This window comes from Rasiella rasia (genome assembly GCF_011044175.1).
In the GTDB taxonomy this organism is placed as follows: domain Bacteria; phylum Bacteroidota; class Bacteroidia; order Flavobacteriales; family Flavobacteriaceae; genus Marinirhabdus; species Marinirhabdus rasia.
Map to the genome: position 1 here is coordinate 1,313,204 of NZ_CP049057.1, position 16,926 is coordinate 1,330,129.

The window sequence follows — 16,926 nt, forward strand, 5'->3', positions numbered from 1 at the left end:
TCAATTTTGCCCACGTTTAGTGCTTTTGTCAAAATTTGCACCGTTATAATTCGCTTTTAAATTCATGTACCATTTCCAAAGTGGATTTATGTGGTCTTCCTGTTACTTTTTCATAGTCAGACGGAACATCGTTTGCACCTTCTCGAATACCCTCATAAATACCTGCGATGACCGTTCCAAAAAAATCCCCCAACGCTGCTTTCCTCTCGGCGGCATATGCTGGAACAGAAACTGAATTATAAACAAGGTTTGTGTTATAAACTTGGTTTATCGTAGCTGCAAGTTGGTTTTGAGTAATAGGTTCTCCAACAAGATTATATATATTCCCATTGTGTCCTTCTTCGATTAGCATTTTGGCATAAGCAATACCCAACTCTACTCTACTGGTATAGGCACACTTTCCTTCAGCAGCACAGTTAACAATTCCACCCTCCTGCACATAGGTCTTGATGTACTCTAAATCTGGTTCAATATAAATTCCGTTTCTGCCAATGGCCCATTGAAGTCCAGAATTTTGAATATCCTTTTCTGTTTGTCGGTTACTTTTTACAACAGGACTAAATGCATTTTTCTCTTCCTCTCCTACAATACTGGTATACACAATCTTCTTAAGTCTGTTACCAATAGCGGCTTCAATTACATTTCTATGTTGTTGAATTCTTTTTTGGGGATCGTCCATACCCGAAATCAGAAGCACAGTATCTATGCCTTGTAAAGCGACGTCAAATTCTGCCTTATTATTGTAATCTCCTTTTCGAACCTCAACTCCCAAATACTGTGCTTTTTTCGGTGTGCGAGCAATACCAATTACATGATCGCTTCCAATTTCATCTATTAAATGCTTCACAATTGAAGCCCCTAATTTCCCACTTGCCGATGTTACTGCGATTTTCATATTTTCTAAGTATGTTTTTCGTTTTTATTTATAATTTCAATTAAGAATGGAATAATAAGTTCAATATTCTAAAAGAAAATCTCAATCATCATATTTTAATCCTTACATATGTCTATAATATATTATTCTGGCTCCCGCCACTGCTAAACAATACTTAAACAGCAAGTTACGCATGTGAATAGTAGACAAAAGGCCAAATATTGGTTTTATCTTATTACGTATTAGTATACTTGCGAGTATTAAAAGGCTTCTAAAATTTTCACCCTTCTGATTGGTTATCAAAATCTACTATACCTCTTTTAAAATCTTCATTTAATAACTTTTCTTGTTGTTCTAATTCTTTTCTAGCTTTAAAAATATAGGAATCATCAAGTTCTGGTTCGTTAGCCAAACGTCTTAAACTTTCTTCATCGTACTTAATAAAATTTTGGACTTGCATTTTTAATGTTTCTTCTTTAAAACCAACCTTGGTTAATACATCACTGGCAAGCTTCAATGAGGTCTCTAAAGATTCACGGTAAATATTTTCCATACCCAGATTAAGCAGCTCATATGCATCGTATCTATTTCGTGCTCTAATCATAAGTTCTACATGCGGGTATTTTTCTTTTACACGTTTTGTGATTTGTTGAGCAACGTCTGGATTGTCAATCGCGCAGATTAATATTTTAGCATCAGCAATGCCCGCAGATTCTAATAAATTCATACGAGTAGCATCCCCATAATACACTTCAAAACCCATTTTTCGAAGAAAATCTACACGATTTGAATCCTGGTCTAAAATTGTTGCTTCAACACCGTGCGACCTCAAAAAGCGCCCTACGGTACTTCCAAAGTGTCCGAAGCCAACCAATATTATTTTTTGGGCTTTAGCTATATGATCCATTGGGCGTTTAATTGATTCTTTGGTGCCAATTCTCGGCAGAATTAAACGCTCATTAATAATACCTATTATTGGTGTTAAAGACATGGTTAATGCAGTTACTACTAACATCATGTCCATTTGTTCCTGTTCTAAAATATTAGATTGAAACGCAAATGATAGGAGGACAAATGCAAATTCACCTATTTGAGCTAGACCAAACGTAAGCAATAAGTTTTGATCTAATTTAAGTTTAAAAACCTTTCCAGTTACAAAGAGGACAACAGCTTTTAAAACAATAATTGCAATCATAATACCACCTATTGCTAGTGGACTTTTAGCAATAACAATAAAATTTATTGATGCGCCAACAGCCATAAAAAACAAGCCGAGCATGAGATCCTTAAATGGTTGGAGTGTACTTTCTAGTTCGTGTCTAAATTCACTATTTGAAAGCACTACTCCCCCTAAAAAGGCTCCTAAAGCAGGGCTTAACCCTACAATTTCCATTAGATATGAAATTCCGAAAACAATTAAAAAAGCAGCCGCAATTAACAGTTCTCTAACTCCAGATCTAGCAACTTTTCTTAACATGGGCGCAATTAAATACTTACCAGCAACTATAATAATCACAACAGATAAAAATATGGCTAACGTTTGATATCCCATGGGCAAACTATCTAGTAAATTAATCTGCGTTCCATGCGCATCTCCAGATGCTGCTTCAGATGTATTAGACAACAGAGGAATAAGGCCTAACATGAAGATCACGATTATATCCTGAAACAATAAAATAGAGAACGAAGAGTACCCAGAGGTTGTATCCATCATCCCCTTTTCTTTAATAGTTTGCATTGCTATTGCTGTAGAAGATAAAGACACAGCCATTGCTATTACCAGGGCAACTTCCCAATCAAATCCAAACAATGTAAACAAGGCGAATGAGAGTATCATTGTTCCTCCAACTTGTATTCCTCCCATGCCAACGATTGTTTTTCGCATGTTCCAGAAATTTTTAGGTTCTATTTCTAAGCCAATTAAGAACAGCATAACAACTACACCAAACTCGGCAAAGTGTAATATATCATCACCTTCTTCTCCAATAAAACCTAAAACATAAGGTCCAATTAACACCCCTGCGAGAAGATAACCAATCACTGAGCTTAGACCCAATCGTTTGGCGATAGACACACAAACAATGGCTCCCGCTAAAAAAACAATAGCTTCAAAAAGGATACTTCCTGTCATATTCTTACCATCAATTTAGGACATTAAGTCAAAAGAAATCTTAATCCCTTCTATAATCATGCCTGTACCTATAATAGCAATAATTAACCCCATAATTTTTCCAATTACAGAAATCACATTGTTGCCAAAAACCTTAACTATAAGGCTACTCAATCGAAAAGTAAAATACGTTAATAAACTCATAGTCCCAAAAATTGCTATGACTAATAGCATTTTTAAAGTAGAGACATTAGACACAAAGTTCATTGCTGTAACAATAGTTCCTGGTCCCGCTAAAATGGGTATTGCTAATGGAGAAACAGCGATGTTTTCATCAACATTTACATTGTTAATGTGTTTCATATTTGATCGTTTTGATTGTAACATCTCAAATCCAATATAAAATATTAAAATACCTCCAGTTATTTTAAATGCAGGAATACTGATATTAAATAATTCAAAAATGTATTTGCCCAAAAGAACAAAAACTGTTACTATGACAAATGCTATAATGTTTGCCCTCTTATTAATCCCTTTTTTTACATTCTCATCTGCACCCTGTGTTAAAGATAAAAAAACGGTCATATTAGAAATAGGGTTAGTTATTGCAAAGAATCCAGTAAATACAGCAATTGAAAATGTGATTAAGTTATCCATGTTTCGTTAAGTTCTATATTTATCTCCAACCACCTCCAAGTGCTTCATATAGGTCGACAATAGATACTAATTGTTGTAATTGGGTTTCTATTATATTCAACTCCGCACTTAAGGCACTTTGTCTTGCTGTTAACAGATCTAAATAGTTGGCGTAGCCATTTTTAAGCAACTCTTCAGAATTAGCCTCGGCGGTACGTAAAGCCTCAACTTCATTTTTTCTAAATTCAAATTTTTTAGTTTCAGATTCATGCGTAAATAGTGCATTAGACACTTCACTCCCCGCAACTAACAAGGTCTTTTTGAAGTCGAGTAACGCCTGTTCTTGCTGTGCTAAAGCAACTTCTTTCTGTGTTCTTAAACTTCTTTGGTTAAAAAGTGGTTGCGACAAACCACCGATAATGGTAGCAAATAAGGAGTTAGCATCTAATAACTTGTCTAGCTCTAAACTTTGTAAACCCCCAGATGCAGTTAACGTGAGCGACGGATACATATTACTCTTAGCTACATTAGTTAGCTCAAAAGATTGTATTAACCCATACTCTGCTGCCATAACATCTGGTCTATTGCTTAACAGCGTAGCTGGCACACCAAGCTTAATCTCTTGATCTATTTTCTGATTGTTTAAAGTGGATCTCTCAAAATTTTGTGGTGCTTTGCCAAGTAAAATACTCAATGTGTTTTCTGTTTTGAAAATGGCTATTTCAATATCCACCAGCAACGCTTTTGCACTATTGTATTGCGCTATATTTTGGTCTACAGCAACTTGAGTTACCTGCCCGGCATCTTTTAATGCCCTTATAGTTGTAACACTACTATCTCTTGTAACAATAGTTTGCTTGGTAACTTCTAATTGCGCATCTAGAGCTAATAAATTATAATACGTATTTGCAATGCTTGAAATTAATTGAGTTTTCACAGCTTGATGTCCCGCTACACTTTGCAGGTAGGCCGCCTGTGTTGCTCTTTTATTGCTTCTTATTTTGCCCCAGACATCTGCCTCCCAAGAAAGATTTGCCGTCACATCGTAAGAATCTACACCTCCAGAAAACAATGAGCCAAACTGGCTGTTCTCAGAAAGTTCTTGATGTGTATAATTTGCACCAATATCTATTGATGGTAAATATCCTGCTTTCCCTTGTTTTGCAAAAGCTTCGGCTGCAGCCATTTGCTGAATGGCAATACGTACATCCATATTATTTTGCAGTCCTTCTTCTATATATTGTTGAAGGTACTGGTCTGTAAATAATGTTTTCCAAGACACATCTGCAATAGATATACTATCTGTTGGTAAATTTTCTGTTCTATAGAGTGCTTCAGTTTCTGTTTTTAACTCTGGACGCACATAGTCTTGTGCTACAAAACAGCTTTGTAATGTTAGTGCAACGACTAACATTAAAACACCTTTTCTTAAATTTTTATATGTTATAATTGCTTTCATCGTTCTTATGCTTCAATAGTTTTAACTGCTGGTTTACGAGAGATTTTTTCTTGCAACCACTGAAATAATATAAATAAGATTGGAATGACAAAGACACCTAAAATGGTTCCGATTAACATTCCTCCCACTGCACCTGTACCTATTGCATTGTTTCCTTCTGCTCCAACACCATTTGCAAGTACTAAAGGCATCAATCCTAAAATAAAAGCAAAAGAGGTCATTAATATGGGGCGCAAACGGGATTTGGCTCCATGAATTGCTGCATCTACAATGCTTTCTCCATTCTTTCGCCTTTGCAATGCGAATTCTACAATTAGAATGGCATTTTTAGCTAATAAACCAATAAGCATAATGAGAGCAATTTGGAAGTAAATGTTATTTTCTAATCCTGCAAATTTTGTGCTTATATACGCGCCAAACACGCCAAATGGTAATGATAATATCACTGCAAATGGCAATAAATAACTTTCGTATTGTGCACTTAGTAAGAAATACACAAATAGAATACTCAATATAAAAATGAAGGTTGTTTGATCACCTGCATTCACCTCTTCTCGCGTTAAACCAGAATAGGCAACTGTATAATTACTTGGCAGCTTTGCTACCTCTTCTTCAATAACTCGAATAGCATCTCCAGTACTATAACCGTCATTTGTTGCCCCTGTAATACTTGTAGAATTAAACAAGTTAAAACGTGTTACCGATTGCGGGCCATAAACACGTTCTAATTTTACGAACTGCGTTATTGGGGTCATTTCTCCAGAATCTGTTCTCACATACATGCTATTTAGGTCATCAACACCTGCTCTATCTTCTGGCAGTGATTGTATATACACTCTAAATTGTTTTCCAAATCTTGAGAAATCTGAAGCGTAAACACCTCCTATATATCCTTGGAGCGTTGAAAAAATACTAGTAATAGGAACACCCTTTTCTTTTGCTAGGGGCACATTAACTTCCATTTCATATTGCGGGTAATTTGTATTAAAAGAAGACGTTGCATATTTAATTTCTGGATGGCTCATTAAAGCCATAGAGAAATCTTTATTTGCTTGGTCTAAATCTGAAAATTCCCCGCCAAACTTGTCAAGTAAGTTTACTTCAAAACCGGCTGAATTACCAAAACCTCTGATACTTGGTGGTGAAAAGAAAATAATATTTGCTTCCGGAATTGCTGCTGCGATTCCAAACAATTTCCCTGTAATAGCTTGTACTGAAACAGCTTCATCTTCACGCGCTTCCCAGTTATCCAATTTAATAACGCCAAAAGCAAAATTGCTACCCGCTCCGCTAATTAAACTTGTACCTTTAATAAAGTTTATCGCATTAATACCTTCCATACCATCTACTTTAGCGAATAAATCTTTCGTCACAGCATCTGTTCTATCTAGTGAAGAACCCGGGGGTAATTCGATATTTGCGAATATAATTCCTCTATCCTCGTCAGGCACGAACCCTGTAGGGGTAGTATTTGCCGCCCAGAATATTCCTACAATAGCAATTACAAGTAATAAAACAGATACAATTTTTCTTTTGTATAAAAACTGAAGGGATTTACCATATCTATGTACTGTAGCATTAAAACCACGATTGAACAAGGTGAAAAAACGTTGTAATGGATTTTTACCCTTTAATTCCTCATCTTCCTTATGTGGCTTTAACAACAAGGCACATAGCGCTGGACTTAAGGTTAATGCATTTACTGCTGAAATTAAAATCGCAATAATTAAAGTAATACCAAATTGCTCGTAAAACACTCCTGTTGGGCCTGTTACAAAGGTAACCGGAACAAACACCGCTGCCATTACCAACGTAATAGAGATGATGGCTCCAGATATTTCGTTCATCGCTGATAACGTTGCATCTTTAGGGTTTTTTTCGCCTTCATCCATTTTGGCATGAACAGCTTCCACAACTACAATGGCATCATCAACTACAATACCAATGGCGAGTACTAAGGCAAATAGTGTTAAAAGATTAATGGAATAGCCAAAAACACTCAGAAAAAAGAAGGTACCGACAATAGAAACCGGAACAGCAATCGCCGGGATTAACGTCGACCTAAAATCTTGTAAGAATAGAAATACTACTAAAAAAACGAGTAAAAAGGCTTCTAACAGTGTAGTAATAACCTTGTCTATAGATGCATCCAAGAACAAACTGGTGTCATAAGGCACAAAAATATCCAACCCCTCTGGAAGATCTTTTTTAACCAATTCTAGTGTAGCCTTAATATTCTCTATAATCTCTTGTGCGTTAGAACCTTTGGTCTGAAATATCCCCATAAATACAGCTGGGTTACCTAAGCTCATAGCGTTAGATGAATATGACTGCGCATCTAACTCGATGGTTGCCACGTCTTTTAATCGCAAAAATTCTCCATTACCTAAAGCTTTAATTACAATATCGCTGTACTGTGTTTCGGTTTTAAAGCGACCACTATATGTTAAAGTATAAGAGAAAGATTCTCCATTATTCTCGCCCAATGAACCAGCCGCTGCCTCTAAATTTTGTTCTTGTAACGCAGCAGTAATATCAGATGGTATTAAGTTATAAGCAGCTAATTTATCTGGTTTTAACCAAATACGCATTGCGTAATCTTGCTGCGAGAAGACACTTACATCTCCAACACCATCAATACGCTTCATGGCTGGTATTACATTGATTTTTAAATAATTCTGAATAAATGTAGCGTCGTAGTCTTCACTTTCAGTATACATAGAGATAAACATTAGCGCACTTGTCTCTTGTTTCTGAGTAGTTACACCAGTTTGAATTACCTCTTGTGGCAATAAGGAATTTGCTCTAGAAACACGATTTTGAACATTAACAGCTGCAATATCAGCGTCCATTTCTTGGTCGAAATAAACTGTGATAGTAGCAGTACCATTATTTGAAGCAGTAGAAGTTATGTAGGTCATGCCCTCTACTCCATTAATTTGTTCTTCAATTGGTACAATAACACTCTCTAATACTGTCTCTGCATTGGCCCCAGGATATGAAGCTGATACTTGAATTGTTGGTGGTGCTATATCTGGGTATTCTTCTATAGGTAAGGTAGATATACTAATTACCCCCAGTATAACTATGATAATAGAGATTACCGTTGAAAGAACTGGTCTTTCAATAAATGTTTTTAACATGGCTATATTTTTTGGGTTATCTAATTTTTGAATAAAGTTGCGACAGGTGTGATGGCATCCTCAAAGGACCTTTCTTGTGGTGAAATTGCCATTCCACTTCTTAATTTACCGACGCCAGATATAACAATTTTGTCGTTTATATCTAATCCAGATTCAACAACGTATAAGTTGTCTACTGTACCTTGTATTTGAATGATTGAAGTCTCAACTTTATTGTTCTCCGTTAGTTTGAAAATCATAATATTTCCTTGTTGCTCAAAGGTTGCAGATTGGGGAACCACTATAGCATCTTTATACTCTATAGGAAATCTTATTTTACCACTATTTCCGTTTGTTAAAATTTCATTTGGATTGTCAAATGCAGCTCTTATCTGTATGGTTCCAGTGTTTTGATTTATTTGGCCAGTACTGGTTTGAATTCGTCCTTTTTCAGAATAAATTTTTCCATTAGCTAAAACCAAACTTAAATCTGGTGAGTTTTTAATACGCTCTGCCTTATTTTGCCCTTCAGATTTTTGCAAATGATCTATGTATTGAGCTTCATTAAAACTAAAAAACGCATAAACTTGGTCAATTTCACTTACCGTTGTTAAAGGTGTAGTATCATTAGGACTTATTAGTGCGCCTTCTCTAAAATTAATTGATCCCACGTATCCATCTATCGGACTTTTGATAGTTGCATAACTAATGTTGGCAGTAACGCTACTATAATTGGCTTTGGCTTGTTCTAAATTTGCTTTAGCAGTTTCTAATTGAACGGCGCTGATTATATTTTTTTTCACAAGTGGAATTAATTTATCTACTTCTACTTGTGCTACATTAACCAATGCTTTTGCAGCCCCAGCATCTTGACTTAAAGACTGTGTTTCTAATTTAAATAATACTTGTCCTTTACGTACTTTTTCTCCTTCATCTACAAACACTTTTTCAACATATCCAGATGTTTTTGCTCTAACATCACTATTTACTATACCTTCAATAGTAACAGGATATTCATTGTATCCAGTAACAGTTTTACTTTGTATTTGAGTAACAGGAAAAGTTGCTAGCGGTGCTTCTGCAGGTGTTTGACTCTGATCGCTGTTTCCACAGCTTACCACAACTAAGGATAAACTTAGTGCGAATGCTAATTTTAATAGGTTCTTTTTCATTCTAATTTGTATTTTACAGATTGAATTTTCTGTTTTTAATTTTTGTTCTTAATTCTTCAATAGAAGTGATTGCTCCGTCTATAAATTTTATATAGTCGTTGTGAAAATCTAAGTCAAATTTTTCTTCTTGATTTTCTGCTTTTTTAATGTTTATTGTCTCTTTATAAGCTCTAATTTCTAGATGCAATCCTCGAATTTCAAGCCATTCTCGAATGATATTATCTATATGTTGAACAACAGAATCTTTGTTTATAACAAAATATTTTTTTCGATCTCCAGTTTTTGTAAAGTATTCCAACTTTTTCAAATCTTGTAGGTGGTTGAGATGAGTTGAAATAGTGCTTTTGCTTGCACAAAGGATAGTAACCATTTCTTCAAATGTAGTTCCTTCTTTACCCTTAAGAATTACATACGCCATAATACGGGCAGCCACAGGAGCCAAGTTTTCTCTATTTTCTAAATGCACGCCTAGTTTTTCAACTAAAGCCATTTTTTCTTTACAAATATTCTCATCCATGCTTCTTATTTTTCAATGCTTATTTAAAACCAATAGCAGGTTAATAATAAAATTCTAGGCAAATATATATATTGGTTCGGAACAAACCGAACTAAACGAAGTTAAAGTTTGTTAAATTTCTGCAGTCAGTAACTTTATGGGTTGTTTTTATCGCTCTGAGAGGAGGAGTGCTTCGTTTTAAAAACGGATTTTTAGTATCTTGCTTAAAATTAATTCTATGAAAATTCCTAGCTATTTACTCTTAATATTTTTTGTTTGTATAAGTTGCTCAACAACAAAAACAATTCCTTCACAATATATTTCACAAGAGTTTAGAGAACTACAATTAGACCGTATGTTGGTTTTTGCTAATACGGAAGATACAGCACTTCAGAATCGATTTGAAGATAAAATGGCAGTAGTTTTACGTGAAAATGGTATTACTCCCTTTAAGATGCATGAAGTTTTCCCTGATATTGAATATAAAGAAAGTCATTCACAAGAAGAAATTAAAGATTTCATACTACAGTGTAAAAAGAAAGATATAGATAAGGTATTATTCGCATCTCAAAAATCTATGACAGTCGATACTGTGCTTACAAAATCATTACATAATTATATGAATTCTCTAGAGCCTTTAAGGTTGCACAGCGACACTGAAGAAAATCTAGAGTACGACAAAACTCAAATAACAACTTATACCATAGAAGCGGCTGTTTATGATATTGCTGTATCTTCAGAAGATAAGCCAATTGCAACAGCTACACTTAAAGCTACCAACCCAAAATCTTTTGACAAATTGGAAAATAAATTTCTAAATGCTATAAAAAAACTTTTTAAGAGTAGATAGTCTTTTTAAAGCTTAATGCATACAAAAGTATATTGGACTATCTAGAATCTAGCGACGAATTTTATACTATCTATCAAGTATTTTATCTGTAATTTCTATCAGCTCAATAATTTTTGCTTCGTTATAAGCATCTATATATGCTGGTGAAAATTGCCCCTGTGGATCTCCTTTGTCATTATCAAAGTACTTACCAGAATCGTTTTTATATCTTTCTGAAGTTGCTAAATCGTAAATAATATTAACCCCCTTTTCTGCTGGGGACCAATGCTGACCGTATGCTTCGTTTGCCATTTTCGTATTTAACAAAGAGCCTGGATTCACAGCTATAGTTGTGATATTTGGTTCCTCTTGTGCTAACCTAAAGCTCCACATTGTTAGCGCCAATTTACTTTGCGCATAGCTATTATTATCTGAAACTTGTTCTTTTCCTATGAGAACAGCTTCAGAAACTGGAGCTTGAGCGGCTGAACTTAAATTAATTATCCTTGGAGCATCGGCCTTTTTAATAGTAGACAGAATTCCATTAGTTAGTATATAAGGTGCTAAGTAATTTACAGTTATTCTTATATCTAAACCGCTTCTATTTTGCGAAGTTTGGCTTTTCAAAACCCCTGCGTTATTAATTAGAATATCAATAGAGCTATTTTCCTCTTTAATCTGATTAACCAAATTAGAGACTGCCTGTAAATCTGAAAAATCAGCTACCAAACCTTTTACATTCTGGTTGTTTGTGGCATTTTGAATTTCTTCTACAACCTTGCTAACTTTTACTTCACTTCTACCATGAACATACACTTTGTGACCATCTTTCGCCAATTTCAAGGCAGTAAGTTTGCCAATTCCGTCAGTACTTCCCGTAATTATAACTGTTTTATTCATTGCAATTAATTTTTTCTTTTAAATGAAATTCTGGCAATACCTGCTTTGATATTTGCTCTAAGGCTTTATCCATGTTCATGGAATTGAAACGTAGATTCAATGCTAAATGGTTTACACCAATACTTCGTAATTTATCTAAATAATTGGTTAAATAATTTATTCCTAGTTTAAAACCCAATTGAATAGGTTGGGGTTTTGCATTTGGATCATTCATTAGATCTAAATAAATTGGCTGCATAAACGGCTTATCAAATTCATGTGTTTGTGCCACTAAATCTCTATAATTTTTTATTGTAATATTTTGATTATATAAATCTCGCGGATAATTCATCCAACCATCTAAGTTTTTAGCATTCCACTCTAAAGATTGCCTACTACTTCCTGTCATTAACATCGGAATTTTATTTGCGGTTGGTTTTGGTAACATATCTATGTTTCCATTTAAACTTCCATAGTTCTCGGTTTTGATAGTTGGAAAACTAGCCTGTACTTTTCTGATATATTCAAAAGATTCTCTGAAGAGCTCCCCTCTATTTTCATAAGAAATTCCCATTGCCGGATATTCATCAATACGATCTCCTGAAGCTACACCTAAAAGCAATCTTCCATTTGATAGCTTGTCAATACTTGCTGCCGATTTTGCCACATGTAAAGGATGATGCAATGGCAAGGCAATACTAGAAATACCTAGAGCAATTTTGGATGTTTGACCAGCCAAAAAACCTAAATAGGTAAACGGATCAAACGTTTGGCCGACATCACCAAAATTAGGTACATTAAAAGGAATGTCTCGAATCCAAATTGATTTAAAACCTAAGGATTCCACTTGTTTAACTCGTTGCAAATGGTCTTGCATGGTTGGTTCTGGACCTCTTGCATATCTTTCAATTGGCACAACCACTCCAACACTCAATTCATTTTCTTTAAAAACTGAGTTGTAGGCCATATTTATATTTTCAAATCTCATCATCTTGCTTTCTATAATTTACATCTGAGTATTTGCATATTCGGGAAGCGGATTTGGAATAACAGTAGCATCATCTTCTATCATTTCTCGAATATCTATTTCTATACCTCTTGAAATGGTTGAAATTGGGACATCATTCCCCATGCCTTCAAATGGATTTTCTGAAGTATCACCTACACGTTCCATTGAGAAAAAGATCCAAGAAATAATTACACTAAACGGAATAGTTAACCAAACAAAATTCTCTGCTATTAAATCAAAAATTAAATTAGGAGCCCCTAAATCTACCAGAGACTGACCCGTTAAATCAAATTGACGCATAAGACCAAATGGCATAATAATTATAAAAATCCAAATAAAGTACGAGTTTAAGGTGGCGAATTGTCTTGGATATGGAAAATTCTTTATGCGCTCAGCTTTTCCTTGAAGTGTAAATAATTCACCAATCATTTTGTTAAACTCCATATGTCTAAAATTATCTATTAAGCCTTTGGCCTTAAGCTTTCCTATATGTCTAGATTGCAGATTTAAGGCAGCCGTTTGCTTGTTCGTTTTGTTAAGTACATATTTTTTTTCAGTTTTAGATAAATAGCCCTCTAATTCTTCTGATAAGGAATTTTCAAACTCCAAAACCTTTATTGATTTCATATGCTCCCGATCAGATTTATTGGTCTTGGCAGTTTCCCATGTTTTCTTTTGACGAAGCGCATGCCTTAATGAAGTCATCCAAGAAACATGACGTAAAATCATTGCTTTTCTAATCTGAAATAATTCTTGATCTGTACGATTATCTATAGCAAACTCATTCGTTATAAAATCATTTACCATAGCTGCAAAAAGCCTTGAGGCATTCACAATTCCGCCATATATTTTTCGAGCCTCCCATTGTCTATCATAAGACGCATTATTTTTAAAGCCCGTAATAAATGCCAATGCCGTACCTATCAAACCTATTGGCTGCCATGGAAGGTTTAGCCATTTAAGACCAAAAGCTTCATACAGCAATACAGGAATAAGAGCTGTTAAAAAGAATATATAAATATATCGCCTGGTCCATTTAAATACGACAATAATTGGATATTTAGGTTTGGTGTACATGCTTTTGGTTTAATAAGTTCTGATTGTAATACATATCTATGAAACAAATTTAAGTTCTATATACTAGTTGTTTTAGTAGTAAAAATGGCTTGTTAGGTAAATTTCAAGGTTTATTTTCAGAAACATAAAATGCCTCCATAACGAGGCATTTTATAACTATAGATTTCTCTACAATTCAAACGCTAATTAGCTACTACCACTTTGCCAATGGCTTCTCCACTTTCTAAGTGCGCGTATGCTTTACCAACTTCTTCAAGTGAAAAATAATTTTCATCAAGTATTGGTGTTAATTTTCCCTCGTTTGAAATTTCAGCTAAGTATTTCAAAATGTCAGCATGTTGTGATCTTCTAAAATTGTGTAACATAGGTATTAACATAAAGACTACGTGTAGAGAGGCGCCTTTAAAATGTAGCGGTGTTAAATCTAATTCGCACAGAGATACCGTAGTTGAAATATGTCCGTTTAAGGCCACAGCTTCAATAGAGTTATTCAAGTTTGCACCTCCCACAGTATCAAAAACCACGTCAAAACCTGCTCCACCTGTATATTTTTCGGTGTATTCGCTAACCTTTTCTGTTGTATAATCTATAAAAGTGGCTCCTAAATTTTCGACACTACTTTTTTGTTTTTCTCCAGTTCCTGTGGCAAAAACTTCTGCGCCAAAATACATAGCTAACTGAACAGCTAAGTGACCAACACCCCCTGATCCACCATGAATTAAAACTTTTTGCCCAGCCGTTATTCCTGCTCTTGTTAATCCTTCGTAAGCTGTAATACCTACCAAAGGCAAAGCCGCAGTTTCTCGCATCGTCAAGTCTTTTGGTTTGTGACCAATTAAATTGCTATCTGCTACAATGTATTCTGTCAAAGTCCCTGGCAAATCTCCAAGTCCACCCGCACAACCGTACACCTCGTCACCAACATTATAAGTTTCTACGCCTTCTCCAAGAGCTTCAATCGTTCCTGAAAAATCCATTCCTAATAAGGCCGGTGCTGCTGGTGATAATGGTAAATCTGGACCCATATTTTTTATCATCGTGTCAATTGTATTTACACTAGATGCTGCTATTTTTATTAGAACGTGATTTGCTCGTACTTCTGGTTTTTCTATTTCTGAAATTTCGAATTTTGCATTTTTACCATAGTTATTAATAAGCATTGCTTTCATATCTATCTTTTTCTTTTTTAAAATTTTTATTACTGAAAATTTAATCTACGAATACTTACTTTACGTATAACGTATCCATATTTACTTCGCTGTATACTATTTTTTGATTCCTAAAGAGGAATAAAAAATGGTATGAAATATTGTGTTGTTTTATGTTATCTATAATCCCGTCGGAAATAAATTCAGAACTGACTGTGCCTTTTATTCTGTTTTTATCAACTTCAATTTAATTCACTTCTTGAATGTCAATAACCATCTGTTCCCAGTTTTTCTGATTTTCATGATCAAATTGGGCACCATTGTCATTGGCGTATTGAAAACGTTTTACGGCTGGTGTCTTGCTGGTTGCTTGGAATAATTGATACGCTTCTTCTCGCAGTGCTTCTTTGATTGGCAAATCTATAGATGCATAAACAGCCCGTTTACATGCCGCAATAGATTCTGCTGGAAACTTAGAAATACGTTCTGCCAGGGCATCTACATAAGGGCCTATTTTATCGGCATCTAATGCTTTATTAATGGTTCCAAATTTTTCAGCTTCATCGGCATCCCAATCTCTCGCTCCCAGAATAATTTCTAAAGCTTTACCTAATCCTGCTTGTCTAGCCATACGAGAGGCACCTCCTCCACAAGGCAAAATTCCCATGCCTACTTCCATCTGCATGAATTTTGCTTTTCCTCTAGCTGCAAAACGCATATCTAAAGCCAGTGCCATTTCATGCCCACCTCCACGCGCAAAACCTTCAATTTTTGCGATGGTTGCTTGGGGTACATTACTTAACCTTTCTAATACAGATTGTAAGTCTAATAATTGTACTTCGTTTCGGGGCAGTGCCTCTGTAGATAAATCTTTGAGTAGGTCTGTATCGTAGTGGCATACCCAATAGCCAGCATTAGATGATTCAAAAACCACCACTTTAATGCTTCGGTCTCGCTCCAATCGTAAACACAAACTGCTCAAATCGGCAAGCATTTCTTGCCCTTGAACATTCACTGGTCCAAAATTGATATCTACCGTTAAAATTGCTCCTTTTTGTGTTGCTGTAAATGTCTGAAAGTTCTTGTAGTTCATACCATCGATATTTAAATTGTTATTTGTTGTGTTTAATTACACTACAAATTTAAAGGAGGTATCATCGATGAGTTTGGTAGAAAACAACGTACAAATAGTATAAAAAAAGGTAAAAAGTAAAAACTTAGGCTAAACTTTCTTTAAAAGCACTTAAGCTTGTGCCCTTATAAGTTTTAAATGTTTTATTTAAGTGGCTTGAATCTGTAAAACCAAGTTCATTAGCAATTTCAGAATATTGCAAGTCGGTATATTTCAAACGTGTTTCAACGAGTTTCAATTTATAGTTAATTATATACTTTTTTAGAGAAACATCTGTATGTTTTTTAAAGTACTCGCTAATGTAATTATCTGCCATATAAAATTTTTCAGCTAAATTTTTTGTAGATAATAGTTCTGAATTATAAATGTTAGCATGTATATAATTAATAATTTGCTGAATTCTTGAAGACTTTACCTTCTTTATAGAATCGGTATTAATGTACTGAATGTTTCTAGCTATTAGATGTAAGATTACCGATAAGGAATTTTGAATAATAAAAATATCGAATGTCTGTTTTTCGTTATATTCTGCAGCTACCATGTTGATAAGAGACGTTAAATGCATCTTATCGTGTTGAGATTCAAACTGCATTTCGCGTAACTGATGACTCTCACTGTGTAAAATTTCTTCAATTTTACGAAACCAGTCATTTACAGGTAGTGTTGTATTTTGTATGTGGGTATTCCTAAAAAAACTTTTCAGAAACTTTATAGTTACAGTACTTGTGGCTGTTTCTGCATTAACGATATAAACATCATCTGGTATGAATACAAAAATACTATTGGGTGCGTAGGTAACAGTATTACCATTTATTTTTAGCGTACCTGTACCTTTCTCAAAATATAAAATTTCGAAAAAGCGAATAGTTGTGTATTTACAAAACTCAAAAAACGATTGATTTTTGTACTCTTGAATAACAATATTTTCAATTATCGTTCTTGGCATAGTAGCTGTTGTGATTCATTGTATTTCTTGAGAAATA

General features: G+C 34.7%; 14 protein-coding genes. 1 reads left to right on the plus strand and 13 read right to left on the minus strand.

Annotated elements, in window-relative coordinates; genetic code table 11:
* Window positions 1-43 precede the first annotated feature (43 nt).
* From G5B37_RS05895 to G5B37_RS05925, 7 genes are all read right to left on the minus strand, one after another.
* On the minus strand, window positions 44-895 hold the full coding sequence (locus G5B37_RS05895; protein WP_164679133.1) for an NAD(P)H-binding protein: 852 nt from the start codon (window positions 893-895) through the stop codon (window positions 44-46).
* A gap of 259 nt (window positions 896-1,154) precedes the next feature.
* Window positions 1,155-3,005, minus strand: coding sequence for a monovalent cation:proton antiporter-2 (CPA2) family protein (locus G5B37_RS05900; RefSeq protein ID WP_164679134.1), 1,851 nt, complete (start codon window positions 3,003-3,005; stop codon window positions 1,155-1,157).
* A gap of 15 nt (window positions 3,006-3,020) precedes the next feature.
* Window positions 3,021-3,641 (minus strand): MarC family protein, encoded by a 621-nt coding sequence (locus G5B37_RS05905; RefSeq protein WP_164679135.1) that lies wholly within the window; start codon window positions 3,639-3,641, stop codon window positions 3,021-3,023.
* Between the two features lie 19 nt (window positions 3,642-3,660).
* A complete protein-coding gene (locus tag G5B37_RS05910) occupies window positions 3,661-5,079 on the minus strand; it encodes an efflux transporter outer membrane subunit (RefSeq protein ID WP_164679136.1) in 1,419 nt (472 codons plus the stop codon).
* A gap of 5 nt (window positions 5,080-5,084) precedes the next feature.
* A complete protein-coding gene (locus G5B37_RS05915; RefSeq protein WP_164679137.1) occupies window positions 5,085-8,222 on the minus strand; it encodes an efflux RND transporter permease subunit in 3,138 nt (1,045 codons plus the stop codon).
* 20 nt (window positions 8,223-8,242) lie between these two features.
* Window positions 8,243-9,373, minus strand: a complete 1,131-nt coding sequence (locus tag G5B37_RS05920) for an efflux RND transporter periplasmic adaptor subunit (protein WP_164679138.1) — start codon at window positions 9,371-9,373, stop codon at window positions 8,243-8,245.
* Window positions 9,374-9,386: 13 nt separating this feature from the next.
* Window positions 9,387-9,890 (minus strand): GbsR/MarR family transcriptional regulator, encoded by a 504-nt coding sequence (locus G5B37_RS05925; RefSeq protein ID WP_164679139.1) that lies wholly within the window; start codon window positions 9,888-9,890, stop codon window positions 9,387-9,389.
* Between the two features lie 217 nt (window positions 9,891-10,107).
* Here G5B37_RS05925 and G5B37_RS05930 point away from each other — a divergent pair, with 217 nt between their 5' ends.
* Window positions 10,108-10,719 carry a hypothetical protein gene (locus G5B37_RS05930; RefSeq protein ID WP_164679140.1) on the plus strand — a complete coding sequence of 204 codons (612 nt, stop codon included), beginning with the start codon at window positions 10,108-10,110 and terminating at the stop codon, window positions 10,717-10,719.
* 66 nt (window positions 10,720-10,785) lie between these two features.
* Here the strand turns inward: G5B37_RS05930 and G5B37_RS05935 are convergent, their stop codons facing one another.
* The 6 genes from G5B37_RS05935 to G5B37_RS05960 all read right to left on the minus strand — a co-directional run bounded on the left by G5B37_RS05935 (window position 10,786) and on the right by G5B37_RS05960 (window position 16,889).
* Window positions 10,786-11,598, minus strand: coding sequence for an SDR family NAD(P)-dependent oxidoreductase (locus tag G5B37_RS05935; protein ID WP_164679141.1), 813 nt, complete (start codon window positions 11,596-11,598; stop codon window positions 10,786-10,788).
* Window positions 11,591-12,568 (minus strand): LLM class oxidoreductase, encoded by a 978-nt coding sequence (locus G5B37_RS05940; RefSeq protein WP_164679142.1) that lies wholly within the window; start codon window positions 12,566-12,568, stop codon window positions 11,591-11,593. Before G5B37_RS05940 ends, G5B37_RS05935 begins: the two co-directional genes overlap by 8 nt.
* 15 nt (window positions 12,569-12,583) lie before the next feature.
* Window positions 12,584-13,663: a bestrophin family protein gene (locus G5B37_RS05945; protein WP_164679143.1), complete on the minus strand. Its 1,080-nt coding sequence runs from the start codon at window positions 13,661-13,663 to the stop codon at window positions 12,584-12,586.
* Window positions 13,664-13,845: 182 nt separating this feature from the next.
* Window positions 13,846-14,832: a zinc-dependent alcohol dehydrogenase family protein gene (locus tag G5B37_RS05950; RefSeq protein ID WP_164679144.1), complete on the minus strand. Its 987-nt coding sequence runs from the start codon at window positions 14,830-14,832 to the stop codon at window positions 13,846-13,848.
* A 226-nt stretch (window positions 14,833-15,058) separates the two neighbouring features.
* On the minus strand, window positions 15,059-15,904 hold the full coding sequence (locus G5B37_RS05955) for an enoyl-CoA hydratase/isomerase family protein (protein WP_164679145.1): 846 nt from the start codon (window positions 15,902-15,904) through the stop codon (window positions 15,059-15,061).
* 124 nt (window positions 15,905-16,028) lie between these two features.
* Window positions 16,029-16,889: an AraC family transcriptional regulator gene (locus G5B37_RS05960; RefSeq protein WP_164679146.1), complete on the minus strand. Its 861-nt coding sequence runs from the start codon at window positions 16,887-16,889 to the stop codon at window positions 16,029-16,031.
* Window positions 16,890-16,926: the final 37 nt, after the last annotated feature.

Coding starts and splice junctions, on each gene's coding strand:
- G5B37_RS05935 (WP_164679141.1), bottom strand. CDS start 11,598: ATGAATAAAACAGTTATAATTACGGGAAGTACTGACGGAATTGGCAAA.
- G5B37_RS05905 (WP_164679135.1), bottom strand. CDS start 3,641: ATGGATAACTTAATCACATTTTCAATTGCTGTATTTACTGGATTCTTT.
- G5B37_RS05925 (WP_164679139.1), bottom strand. CDS start 9,890: ATGGATGAGAATATTTGTAAAGAAAAAATGGCTTTAGTTGAAAAACTA.
- G5B37_RS05950 (WP_164679144.1), bottom strand. CDS start 14,832: ATGAAAGCAATGCTTATTAATAACTATGGTAAAAATGCAAAATTCGAA.
- G5B37_RS05960 (WP_164679146.1), bottom strand. CDS start 16,889: ATGCCAAGAACGATAATTGAAAATATTGTTATTCAAGAGTACAAAAAT.
- G5B37_RS05930 (WP_164679140.1), top strand. CDS start 10,108: ATGAAAATTCCTAGCTATTTACTCTTAATATTTTTTGTTTGTATAAGT.
- G5B37_RS05895 (WP_164679133.1), bottom strand. CDS start 895: ATGAAAATCGCAGTAACATCGGCAAGTGGGAAATTAGGGGCTTCAATT.
- G5B37_RS05940 (WP_164679142.1), bottom strand. CDS start 12,568: ATGATGAGATTTGAAAATATAAATATGGCCTACAACTCAGTTTTTAAA.
- G5B37_RS05955 (WP_164679145.1), bottom strand. CDS start 15,904: ATGAACTACAAGAACTTTCAGACATTTACAGCAACACAAAAAGGAGCA.
- G5B37_RS05915 (WP_164679137.1), bottom strand. CDS start 8,222: ATGTTAAAAACATTTATTGAAAGACCAGTTCTTTCAACGGTAATCTCT.
- G5B37_RS05920 (WP_164679138.1), bottom strand. CDS start 9,373: ATGAAAAAGAACCTATTAAAATTAGCATTCGCACTAAGTTTATCCTTA.
- G5B37_RS05945 (WP_164679143.1), bottom strand. CDS start 13,663: ATGTACACCAAACCTAAATATCCAATTATTGTCGTATTTAAATGGACC.
- G5B37_RS05900 (WP_164679134.1), bottom strand. CDS start 3,005: ATGACAGGAAGTATCCTTTTTGAAGCTATTGTTTTTTTAGCGGGAGCC.
- G5B37_RS05910 (WP_164679136.1), bottom strand. CDS start 5,079: ATGAAAGCAATTATAACATATAAAAATTTAAGAAAAGGTGTTTTAATG.